Source organism: Bacillus sp. FJAT-49711 (assembly GCF_018343715.1).
Taxonomy (GTDB): domain Bacteria; phylum Bacillota; class Bacilli; order Bacillales; family Bacillaceae_C; genus Lederbergia.
The window spans coordinates 1,124,280-1,136,315 of sequence record NZ_JAGYPL010000002.1; the positions used below are offsets into that span (position 1 = coordinate 1,124,280).

Annotated in this window: 11 protein-coding genes; 9 read left to right on the forward strand and 2 right to left on the reverse strand. The window is 38.5% G+C overall.

The features are described from left to right. Positions 1 to 13: 13 nt before the first annotated feature. Positions 14 to 1,744 carry a phospho-sugar mutase gene (locus KHA96_RS12810; RefSeq protein ID WP_213129651.1) on the forward strand — a complete coding sequence of 577 codons (1,731 nt, stop codon included), beginning with the start codon at positions 14 to 16 and terminating at the stop codon, positions 1,742 to 1,744. A gap of 234 nt (positions 1,745 to 1,978) precedes the next feature. On the opposite strand, the gene KHA96_RS12815 is transcribed toward KHA96_RS12810, so the two are convergent. Next, positions 1,979 to 2,197: a hypothetical protein gene (locus tag KHA96_RS12815; protein ID WP_213129652.1), complete on the reverse strand. Its 219-nt coding sequence runs from the start codon at positions 2,195 to 2,197 to the stop codon at positions 1,979 to 1,981. A gap of 309 nt (positions 2,198 to 2,506) precedes the next feature. Here KHA96_RS12815 and KHA96_RS12820 point away from each other — a divergent pair, with 309 nt between their 5' ends. Beyond that, on the forward strand, positions 2,507 to 2,935 hold the full coding sequence (locus KHA96_RS12820; protein ID WP_213129653.1) for a DUF4870 domain-containing protein: 429 nt from the start codon (positions 2,507 to 2,509) through the stop codon (positions 2,933 to 2,935). Positions 2,936 to 3,052: 117 nt separating this feature from the next. On the opposite strand, the gene KHA96_RS12825 is transcribed toward KHA96_RS12820, so the two are convergent. Continuing rightward, a complete protein-coding gene (locus tag KHA96_RS12825; RefSeq protein WP_213129654.1) occupies positions 3,053 to 4,189 on the reverse strand; it encodes a GntR family transcriptional regulator in 1,137 nt (378 codons plus the stop codon). Positions 4,190 to 4,368: 179 nt separating this feature from the next. On the opposite strand from KHA96_RS12825, the gene KHA96_RS12830 reads away from it, so the two are divergent. From KHA96_RS12830 to KHA96_RS12860, 7 genes are all read left to right on the forward strand, one after another. Next, positions 4,369 to 5,418 (forward strand): aldose epimerase family protein, encoded by a 1,050-nt coding sequence (locus tag KHA96_RS12830; protein ID WP_213129655.1) that lies wholly within the window; start codon positions 4,369 to 4,371, stop codon positions 5,416 to 5,418. Between the two features lie 3 nt (positions 5,419 to 5,421). Beyond that, positions 5,422 to 6,372: a glycoside hydrolase family 43 protein gene (locus tag KHA96_RS12835; RefSeq protein WP_213129656.1), complete on the forward strand. Its 951-nt coding sequence runs from the start codon at positions 5,422 to 5,424 to the stop codon at positions 6,370 to 6,372. A 341-nt stretch (positions 6,373 to 6,713) separates the two neighbouring features. Next, positions 6,714 to 7,238 carry a cupredoxin domain-containing protein gene (locus KHA96_RS12840; protein ID WP_213129657.1) on the forward strand — a complete coding sequence of 175 codons (525 nt, stop codon included), beginning with the start codon at positions 6,714 to 6,716 and terminating at the stop codon, positions 7,236 to 7,238. A gap of 9 nt (positions 7,239 to 7,247) precedes the next feature. After that, complete coding sequence (locus KHA96_RS12845) at positions 7,248 to 8,744, forward strand: cbb3-type cytochrome c oxidase subunit I (protein WP_349305743.1); 1,497 nt, start codon at positions 7,248 to 7,250, stop codon at positions 8,742 to 8,744. 20 nt (positions 8,745 to 8,764) lie between these two features. Continuing rightward, positions 8,765 to 9,319, forward strand: a complete 555-nt coding sequence (locus KHA96_RS12850) for a hypothetical protein (protein ID WP_213129658.1) — start codon at positions 8,765 to 8,767, stop codon at positions 9,317 to 9,319. A 63-nt stretch (positions 9,320 to 9,382) separates the two neighbouring features. Beyond that, positions 9,383 to 10,318 (forward strand): ArsR/SmtB family transcription factor, encoded by a 936-nt coding sequence (locus KHA96_RS12855; protein WP_249315509.1) that lies wholly within the window; start codon positions 9,383 to 9,385, stop codon positions 10,316 to 10,318. Positions 10,319 to 10,491: 173 nt separating this feature from the next. Next, complete coding sequence (locus KHA96_RS12860; RefSeq protein ID WP_213129660.1) at positions 10,492 to 11,727, forward strand: ABC transporter substrate-binding protein; 1,236 nt, start codon at positions 10,492 to 10,494, stop codon at positions 11,725 to 11,727. Positions 11,728 to 12,036 lie beyond the last annotated feature (309 nt).

The window sequence follows — 12,036 nt, forward strand, 5'->3', positions numbered from 1 at the left end:
GGTGACAGGCACGATGTCTTGGAAGACAAAGATGAAAGAGTGGTTTGAGTTTGGGGCACTTGATCCAAAATTAAAGGAAATATTAGTAGCCAATCAAGGGAATGAGAAGTTGCTGGAAGATTGCTTTTATAAGGAATTGGAGTTTGGAACGGGTGGAATGCGCGGTGAGATTGGACCGGGCATCAATCGGATGAATATTTACACGGTTCGAAAAGCTGCAGAAGGTTTGGCTCGTTTCATGGTTGAGCAAGGTAAGGAAAAAATGGCGCGTGGAGTAGTGATCGCTTATGATTCGCGGCATATGTCCCCTGAATTTGCTCTTGAAGTTGCAAAAACAGTAGGAAAGCATGGAATAAAGGCATATCTTTTTGAAGAATTACGTCCTACTCCGCTGCTATCTTTCGCTGTTCGCTATCTACATGCGTATGCAGGAGTTGTTATTACCGCAAGCCATAACCCGCCAGAATACAATGGATTAAAAATGTATGGCGAGGATGGTGGGCAGCTGCCACCTTTAGAAGCTGATACAATAATTCGTTATGTTCAAGATGCTGGCAGTGAGTTGAACATTGAGGTTGCTGAAGAAAAAGAACTTTTGCAAAAAGAGTTGCTTACATATATTGGCGAAAAGATTGATCAGGCTTATATTGAAGTGATGAAATCGATCCATCTTAATGACGAGGTAGATAAAGATCTAGCCATCGTATTTACTCCCTTGCACGGAACTGCCAATCACCCGGTTCGCAACGGACTTCTTGCCTTTGGCTTTGGAAATGTGACGGTCGTGAAAGAGCAGGAGCTCCCAGATCCTAATTTTTCAACAGTAGCATCGCCTAATCCAGAAGAACATGCTGCATTTGAGCTGGCGATTCGTTATGGGAAGGAAATCAATGCGGATATATTGATGGGTACCGACCCAGATGCAGACCGTCTTGGTGTAGCTGTAAAAAATGGGAGCGGAGATTTCGAAGTATTAACTGGTAATCAAGTCGGAGCGCTCATGGTCCACTATATTCTTGAGCAGAAAAAAGCAAACGGAACTCTTCCTAAAAATGGTGTTGTGTTGAAAACGATCGTTACATCCGAGATAGGAAGTGCCATTGCTGAAAGTTTTGGCGTAAAATCATTGGATACATTGACTGGATTTAAGTTCATCGGAGAAAAAATAAAAGAATTTGAAGAAACACGTGATCATACCTTTTTATTTGGATATGAAGAGAGCTATGGCTATTTGATCGGTGATTTTGTCCGCGACAAAGATGCGGTGCAAGCGGCGGTTTTTGCTACAGAAGTAGCGGCTTATTATAAAAAACAAGGGAAATCACTTTATGATGGCTTACTGGAGCTGTTTGCTAAATACGGATATTATAAAGAATCGTTGCGCTCGCTCACATTAAAAGGTAAAGATGGAGCAGAGCAAATCGCGGGGATTTTAGAAACGTTCAGAAACGATCCTCCGAAGGAAGTAAACGGGATTTCTGTTGTATCCATTGAGGACTATGAGGCAAGCGAAAGTACAGCTGTGGCGAGTGGTGAAAAGACTGCGATTGAGTTGCCAAAATCGAATGTGTTGAAATTCAAACTTGAAGACGGATCATGGTTCTGCGTCCGACCATCTGGGACTGAACCAAAAGCGAAATTCTACTTCGCTGTAAAAGGCGAATCAATGGAAGATAGTATGAAAAGATTAGCAGGACTTGAAAATGAAGTAATGGAGCTTGTAGATCGCTTAGTAAAAAAATAAGGAAGAAAGCCAATTTTCGATTTTGGTCGGAGAATTGGCTTTTTTGTTTGGTTTCGAATGGTGAATTCCCATTCAAGTACTTTCTAATGTTATATAACGAGCGGCCAATCTTATACAAGATGTTTCTATTTCCATATAAGAGTATAAATGTCCGTATCAAAATGTACATTTTTGCTTGTCTAAGCATGTACACTTTAGCTTAAAATGTGCTTCTCTATACATGTGCATGAATAATTACAACTTGACATGGAGACCTCTACTCGCATGATTCGGCAGCCAAAAGCCAGCTATTACAAGGGCTGGCTGACCGAACAAGGCTATCATGCTCGCCCCTCCAAGTAAAGTTGTAATTATACACAGGAAATCAAAAATGTACACGGTTAAACGAGCATTTTTGTACGTACTTAAATTGGCATTTATATAAGAGCTTCCAATTGCCGTTCTGGAAGTCAATTCTCGCTTGAGCTAGTTCTATTCCCGTTTAACGAGCTCCCATTTCCGTTTAAACCGCTGTAATTCCTGTTCAAGCCTCCTCTATTTCCGTTCAAGCACCTGCTATTTCCGTTTATGTCACATCCATTCCCTTCGAAGTTTCACCCCACTATATTTACAATGAGCACATCCAGAGTTATGCATTATGTAAAACATTGAACCTTCCATTTTTGCCCCAAGTTTTATTTTTTTTAAAAATAAAATCTATTCTTGTTTTTCGTGAATAAAATAACAATGAAATGGTGATTAAGAGTGGAAGGAGGAGGGAGGATGGCGGATAACAATTCAAGCGAGGAAACGAAAAGTAATGTGGAACCGATTTTTAAAGATATCGTAGAAGAATCAAATGCACAGGAAAAAAAGCCAACGAAGGACAATACTGCCGGGTCTACTGGATTGACGGAAAATGTTGCGGGTTTATTATGTTATTTATTCTGGTTTGTTAGTGGAATCGTATTTTTATTAGTTGAGAAGGATAATAGATTTATTCGTTTCCATGCGATGCAATCCATTGCATTGTCGGTCGTATTTTTTGTCCTTAGCATTGTCTTAACGGTTATTCCAATTATCGGCTGGATTTTAAATCTCATTTTAACTCCAGTCATGTTGATATTATGGATATTTTTAATGTATAAAGCTTATCAAGGCAAGTACTATAAGCTTCCTATCATCGGAGAATTGTCAGAAAAACAATTGTAATCTTTTTTTTCAAGGGGTCCCTTATATAAGGGATCTTTTTCTTATAGCCTATTCACCATATTGCAATAATATTGGGAAAGTGCCTTCATATAAAAAAGAGCTCTGCATGGAGAGCTCTTATCTTAATGAGCCGAGCGCTTCTTTTTTGCCAACTGTTTTTGTTGAACTGCGAATGATAAGCTCTGGTTCATACGTAATATGATTTTTGTCCGATTTCCCATTGTTTTCAACGGCATCGACAATCCATTTCGCTGCATCAAGGCCCATTCGGCTTTTTGGATGGTTGACGGAAGTCAATTTTATTTCGGAAGCTTCTGCTAGTGATGAATTATCGTAACCGACAATCGAAATATCGTCTGGAACACTTAAGCCCTCTTCACGCAATACGTTAATGACTTTAAGCGCAATTTCATCGTTATAACAAACAATTCCCGTTGGTACTCTTTTCGGATCGGCTAACACTTCTTTTACTTTATCTTCAAATCCACTATTCAGATCCTCCGTTGTATAAGAAATGATCGTATCATTTAAAAATGGTATTTTATGCTCGCGAAATGCACGGATAAAGCCTTTCATCCGATAGACGCCTTGCATGTCGTCCGTTTTAAAAATACCGATGACTTTTTCATGGCCAGATTCAATGAGGTGCTCCGTCGCAGTAAAACCGCCTTTTTCATCATCAAGAATCATATAGGGAGGATTTAATTGAGAATAGTATTGGTTTATCATTAAATAAGGAATGTTATTCTGTTCCAGCTCTAGATAATAATGAATGTTCGGATTGAAACCGCTGCTTTTTGACGGTTCAATAATAAGACCATCCACATTTCGGCTTAGCATCGCCTCTAGACACTGCTTTTCTTTATCGATATCATTATCGGTACTGGATATTATAAGCGAATAGCCTTTAGATGTGAGATATGATTCCATCCCTCTAATGATAGCCGGAAAAATATAATCCGAAATATACGTCGTGATGATTCCAATATTTTTCCCGGAAATGGGTGCTGGTTGACCTGATATATTCGTTGTTTCTGCTGGAGTCGTGCAAAATGTTCCAGCACCTTGCTCTCTATATAGTAGTCCTTCATGGACGAGTTCACCGACAGCTTGTCGTATCGTATGTCTACTGACATTGAACATCTTTGCCAATTCATTTTCAGAGTATATTTTCTCACCGGGTTTCACTTCGCCGTTAGCAATCCATTCCTTTATCGTATCAATGACCATCATATATTTTGCGGGCTTACCCATAAAATCCCTGCTTTCAAGTTGTTCGTTTTTAAATAGTTATTCGTACAATTATTCCCATTATACACGATATAGAAACTAAATTGTATGTTTAAAATTCACTATTGAATAAGAATTTTGAAATTGACATGTACGTACATCGAGACTATGATGACAGTAGAAGAATGAAAGGTGGAGATGGAATGAAGATTAGAAAAGAAGAATTTGGAAAGCTGAAAGCAAATTCTGTAACGGCATTTACTTTGGAGAATGATCATGGTGTAAAAGTGACAAGCTTGGATTATGGATGTATAATTACAAAAATTCTTACGCCTAATCGAGATGGAGAACTTGAAAATATCGTTTTGGGCTATAATCAGCTTGAAGGATATCTTAATAATACAGCTTATTTTGGCTCGGTCGTAGGGAGAGTCGCAGGAAGAATTGGCGGCGCTGAATTTACGTTAAATGGAAAAAAATATTCTCTTGCTAAAAATGAAAATGATAACCATCTGCATGGTGGATTAAAAGGGTTCGACAAAGTGATTTGGGGTGCCGAAACAGAAGAAAAGGCTGATGAAGTAAGTGTGAAATTTTCTTACATAAGCCCGGACGGCGAAGAAGGCTATCCCGGAAATTTAAAAATGAACATTACATACACACTAAATAATGATAATGAATTTACGATTCACTATGAAGGAATATCTGACAAAACGACACTTTTAAATGTGACAAATCATTCTTATTTTAACTTAAGCGGTGATTTAAAAAAGGACATCCTTGATCACGAGCTTACGTTAAAAAGTGATCAGTACCTTGAACTGCAAGATAATTTATTGCCAACTGGAGAATTCGCCAATGTAGAAGGCACTCCATTCGACTTCCGAAAAGGACGATTTATTCGCAGCGGTGCAGAATCTGAATACCAACAAAACGAGATTGCAGGGGGTGGATATGACCATCCATTTGTATTGAATGAAAATCGAAACGAGGAAATTGTTTTAAAAGATCCCGAAAGTGGCCGTCAAATGATCGTTGAAACAGATGAAGTGGGCGTTGTCGTATATACATCCAATCAGCTTGCGGGGGATGATGAAATATACGGGGTACAGCCGAGGAAGCACCTTGCCATTTGCTTAGAAACACAAGGTTTGCCTGATGCTGTTCATCATGACCATTTCCCTTCATGGGTGCTGGAAAAAGACAAGCCTCATTCTTCAGTCACAACCTTTAAATTTGGTGTTATGGAGTGAATGATGGTGAGTACAATCACAACGTATAAAAACCCTTTGATTGAACAGCGGGCAGACCCGTGGGTATATAAGCATACGGATGGGTTTTACTATTTTACTGGTTCCGTTCCTGCTTATGATCGAATTGAAGTACGAAGAGCGAAGACGCTTGAAGGCTTGAGTAATGCAGAAGCTGTTACAGTTTGGAAAAAGTATGAGACTGGTCCGATGAGTGCGAATATTTGGGCTCCTGAAATCCATTTTGTTGATGGGAAATGGTATATTCACTTTGCAGCAGCGAGAGCGGACCAAATATTTGCTCATCGGATGTATGTGCTTGAGAATGACTCTGCCAATCCGCTTGAAGGTGAATGGATTGAAAAAGGACAGGTAAAAACAGATTGGGAATCTTTTTCATTGGATGCGACTACATTTGAACATAAAGGTGCGCAATATTACGTGTGGGCGCAGAAGGATCCGAAGATTGAAGGGAACACCAATTTATATATCGCAAAAATGAATAACCAATGGACATTGAGCACTCCTCAAGTGATGATTTCAAAGCCGGAATTTGAATGGGAAGTAATTGGCTTTTTAGTGAATGAAGGGGCTGCCGTTTTAAAAAGAAATGGAAAGATCTTTATCACCTATTCTGCGAGTGCAACAGACTACAACTATTGCATGGGTCTGTTATGGGCAGATGAAGACAGTGATTTATTAGATCCCGCTTCTTGGTCTAAGGCAAAAGAGCCTGTTTTTAAAACGAATGAAGAAACGAGTCAATACGGACCGGGCCATAATAGTTTCACAGTTTCAGAGGATGGAAAACAAGATGTGTTAATTTATCATGCACGCAATTATAAGGAAATCGAAGGCGACCCGCTTTGGGATCCGAATCGTCATGCGCGAGCGAAGGTGTTTACGTGGAGCGAAGATGGATTTCCGAATTTTGGAATTCCAGAGGCGGATTCTTAATAAGTAAAAAAATAATTATCCTGTAAAGCTACTTCTGTTCTTTCGTGAAGTGGCTTTTTTGTAGTTTTTTTACAAGTTTGATAGAACTTATTTAGAGGAAAAGGCAACCGACTTAACTTATTTCAGTATGCCTTATAAAAATGAATATTACCTCAGGTTTACTTTATCTCATACTGATTCTTCTAATTTCCACCGTGACTTTTCTAGCAAACGCCAGGCTTCTACCCAATGGTAAATTCAAATTTACAATTCCTTCTGTGATAGCCATCACTTTAACTCTTCCTTCCGTAAGGTACATTAAGGGTAATTGCTATTTTTTTGAAAAAAGAGGGGGTTATCATATGGTGCAAAGTGTGGCATGGATTGTAAGTTTAGTATTTATGTTATTGATTGCGGGGGTCTTTTTATTCGTAGCGATGAATTCAACAAAACGGAAAGAGTATGAAGCGATAAAAAAGAAGTGGTATAAGGCAAGGACTTTTTACGGAATTACGCTTGTCGTCTTGATGCTTGTAGTCACAATTTATACGTTGAGGGAGCTCCCGTATAATCAACCTGTTTATGCAAAGGGGCAAGAGCCAACGATCGTTGATGTGGAAGCGCTCCAATTTGGTTATAAGCTGAGCACGCGGGAATTTAAAGTTGGAGAAACGATCGAGTTCCATGTGACAAGTGCGGATGTCAATCACGGTTTTGGAATTTATGATGTGGATATGAACCTTATTGCCCAAACTCAAGCAATGCCCGAGTATACGAATAAAGTATTTATAACATTTGATCATCCAGGTACATATAAAATTTTATGCTTAGAATATTGCGGTTTGGGACATCACGTGATGGTGGACGAGATAACAGTCACTAATTAAGATGAGAGGGTGAAATCATTGGAAATGACCGTTAATACGAGAAGGACAAATTCGAATCAAAATAACGAAATTATTACTTTTTTAACGATAGGCGCTATTGTTGTTGCCGTTATGATGATATTTGGCATTTTAATGCTGATGGCTCAGGGGGGGAAGCTTGATTTATCTCCAGCCATGTTCTATCAATTTTTAACGATCCATGGTACTGGTATGGTTGGAACAGCTGCATTAGCTGGAACGGCTGTCATGTGGTATTTTTTGCGTGACTATGTGGATTTGTCTAAAAAAGTGCTAATGCTGCATCTTGTTTTCTTTTTAATTGGAGTTTTAATGGTGATTGTCGGAGTTTTTTCATTTGAATATGCTAGTGCATGGACATTTTTATATCCTTTACCAGCCTTATCAGCAGGTGCATGGGGAATGGCAGGGGCATTATTATACCTTGGTGGAATGCTTATTCTCGGTGTCGGATTTTTATTATTTTATATCGAAACGGGACGTGCGATCATTAAAAGGTATGGAAGTCTTGGCAAAGGTTTAGGATGGGACGTTATTGCCGGAAAAAAAGCGGAAAAAGACGCACCGCCTGCAACCGTAATCGCGAGCACAATGGTGACGATTGTAAATGTAACAGCGCTAACAGCTGGCGCGGTTGTCCTCATTATGAATGCAATTAATACAATCAATCCCACGTTTTCCTTTGACCCGCTTTTAGCAAAAAATTTAACATATGCTTTCGGACATATATTTGCAAACTCGATTATTTATATGGGTGTTATTGCCGTTTATGAAATTTTACCTAAATATACAAATCGGCCTTGGAAAGCCAATAAAGTATTTTTAGTTGCTTGGACAATGTCAACCGTATTCACGTTGATTATTTATACTCATCATATGTTAATGGACTCCGTCATGCCGAAATGGATGTTAATAATGGGACAGGTTTTATCATATGCAAATGGGTTGCCTGTTCTTGTCGTTACGGCTTACGGGGCGCTCATGATCGTATATAAATCAGGGATTAAATGGGATGTTCCATCTTCCTTAATCTTTTTATCTATGTTCGGCTGGGTTGTTGGGGTAGTTCCGGCCATTGTGGATGCGACGATTGTTGTGAACCATGTTATGCATAACACAAAATGGGTGCCAGGCCATTTTCATATGTATATGGGTCTAGGAGCATTAGTGATGATTTTTGGTTTCATGTATGATCTCGCAAAAACGGATAGCCAAATAAGGGCGAATATTTTAGATAAAATTGGCGTTATTTTATATGCACTTTCTATTATAGGGGTCGGCGGCGGATTTTTAGTCTCGGGTGCAATAAGTACACCCCGAAGATGGGCTGCTCACTTTCCGGAATGGATGGGTCCGGCTCTATTCGGAGCTGTTGCTGGGGTATTTGCGGTTTTGGCGGTTACGATCTTTTCCATCCACTTTATACGCTTTATAAAAGTTAGAAATAAAGATATAAAGACAGGCGTATTAAAACATAAATCAGCATAGTGAGGCAAGGGGGAATTAGGATGAAACAAGGAATCTGTGGTGCAATCTTGTATATCATGTTAATGGTTCCCCCTATTAAAAATAGTTTAGAATCCATCATGATTTTGCATATGCTTGTGCAATTACCTTTATTAATTTTAGTTGGTTGGTTAATAGGGAAACTGTTGCTGAAAAAATATAATGGCTTTTTTACGAAATGGAACAAAAATGGAATACCTGGTATGTTAATGGTCGTCATCATCACAACATACTGGATGCTTCCTCGGATTTTGGATGAAGCGTTGTCCGTGTGGTCTATTGAACTGTTTAAATTTATTGGCTTGCCATGTCTTGTTGGCGTTTTATTACGGGATAGTTGGAAAAAAATTCAGGCAGCTGGAAAAAGCTTTATTTTTTTGAACTACATATCCATGTTCGGTTTAATGAGTTGGTTATATATTGATTCGCCTATTCAAATATGCAATAACTACTTAGAAATAGAACAACAAATGTTAGGTTGGGGATTTTTAATGGTCACAGTCGGGATGATTTTTTATATGCTGCAAATGGTTTTCATAGATCATTCAGAAGAATAGATTGATTAAAACAAGTTTAATTGTAATAATGGAAAGAAAGTCATCTGAATGAGAGGAATTCGCTTGAGAACATTGCAATTAACTTTACAGGAGGCTCTCGAGGTTTCTAAAGCTTTGGCAAATGAAAATCGCATGGAGATCATTCGCCAACTTACGAGTGGCCCTAAAAACGTCAACGATATATCCGAATTATTAAAAATTCCTTTTTCAACCGCTGCGGCTAATATTAAAATATTAGAAAATGCAGGATTGATCACAACGGAAATTGTTCCTGGAAGAGGAAACCAAAAGGTAAGCTCAAAAAGATATGATCGAATCATTATAGATTTAGAGGAACAAAAACCTGTTACGGAAGATATTATTACATATGAGCTTGAAGTTGGAGAATATGTAAATTGTGGGGTAGAACCTTCCTGCGGTCTTTTAAGTGAGGATGGCATCATTCATATCATTGATGACCCTCGTTCATTTTACGAACCCGCCCGAAAAAATGCACAGCTTGTTTGGTTTAGGTCGGGATCCATTGAATATCATTTTCCGAACAGAATTCCGTATGGCACAAATGTCGACGAGCTTAGTTTTTCCGTTGAGTTATGTTCAGAGGCTCCGTATCATAATATGGATTGGCCTTCCGATATCACGTGCTGGATCAATGATTCGGAAATTGGTTTTTGGACAAGTCCAGGAGATTTCGGTGGAGAAAGGGGCTTTTTGACACCGAATTGGTGGGAAACTCATAATACGCAATATGGCGTCTTGAAATATTGGAAAATCAATAAAGAAGGTAGTTTTATAGACGGTGTAAAAATATCCTCCACTACGATCGAAGAGTTAAAGCTGCAGGAGAAACCGTTTATCTCCTTGAAATTAGGTGTCAAGCAAGATGCTAAAAACCAAGGGGGAATCAACTTATTCGGCTCGAAATTCGGTAATTATGAGCAAGGCATTATTATGAAAATCAATTATTCTCAAATCGAATCAAAGACCAATTCCAATTAAAAAAGGAATTGGTCTTTTTTTGTCACTTTTTATTACGGAAAAACTGAAATATTACAAGTAATTTTGTAATAGATATGTTAATAGCATAATTGTACAAGTGCAGTCCTTACTCAAAAAAGAAGAGGGTGACGAACGTGAAAAAGAGGGTATGGTCCATATTTCTCTCGAGTTTTATGATTTTAGCTTTACTCGTCGGTTGTCAGAGCAAAAGTACAGGAAGTAAATCTGATGGGAAGATTAAGTTAGTCATGTGGGATTTATTTTCTGGTGGAGATGGAGACTTTATGAAAGAAATGATTGATGAATTCAATAAATCTCAATCAGACATTGAAGTTGAAACGGTTACGTTGGAATGGGCGGAGTATTATACGAAATTAGTAACGGCGGTAGCTGCCGGAAAGGGGCCGGATATTGGCATTTCCCATACGTCAAAATTGCCCGAAATAGTTGATCAAGGGTTGGCTGTAGAATTAGATCCTCTTGCGGATTCCATTAAGCTCGATTGGGATTCATATAATAAAAACATTTTAGATGCTACTGTTTTTGATGGAAAACATTTTGCGGTTCCAATTGATACTCATCCTATCGTTTTTTACTATAATAAAAAACATTTGGATGCAGCAGGGTTGTTGGATGAGAACGGAATGCCGAAAATGGAAAGCAGCGCAAAGGGTTTTAAAGATTTTATGAATACGTTAAAAGCGAAGGATTCTAATTTAACGACTTTTGCTTTTCCGACTGCGGGTGATGATCCTTACAGATTTTGGTGGGCTCTTTATCACCAGCTTGGTGGGCAAGATGTTGTTTCAGATGACTTAAAATCACCACAAATTGATAAAGAAAAGGCGATTGAAGCGGCTAATTTTATGAAGGATCTTTATTATACGGATAAAGTTATTCCTTTGAATATGGAAGATTTTTATCAGCCATTCCAAACTGGAAATGCGGCGACGATTATTACTGGCGTTTGGGCGACAGGTACTTTTGAAAAAACAGAGGATTTAGATTTTGGTGTCATTCCTTTGCCAAAACTTTATAACCAAGAGGCTACATGGGGTGATTCCCATACAATCTTCCTCCCTGTGCAAAAGAAAGAAGACACGGAAAAAGCGCAAGCAGCTCTTCAATTTGCCAATTTTATTGCTGACCATGGACAAATATGGACGCGCGCTGGCCATATTCCAAGTAAAACGACAGTTGTCGAATCAGACGAATTTAAAAATCTACCTTATCGAAGTGATTATGAAAAAGCAGCTCAACAAGTTGTATTTCCTAAGCAATCGAATAAAGTTTGGCCAATCAAGGATATTATCATTCGCAATTTAGATACGATTTGGGCGGATAAAGCAACTCCAGAAGATGCCTTTAATAAAATGGAATCTGAAATTGCAGACTTGCTCAGTAAATAATATACACTTCTTTGAAGCTTGAAGAAATTCTTCAAGCTTCAGACTGTTGGAAAACGCTCGCTTTCATCATTGCTAAGGGAATTATAAATTGAAAACTTTATGGATAACTTTCTAGGAAATAGTTTGCGTCAAGCTCCAGCGCCTATCGACTAGCAAACATCTTGTCTTTCTCTTTTGCGTAGTCAACATCAGGTGAAATTTGAAGTGCCAATTTCACTAGGTGAAATTTGAAGTGCCAATTTCACTAGGTGAAATTTGAAGTACCAATTTCACTAGGTGAAATTTGAAGTACCAATTTCACTAGGTGAA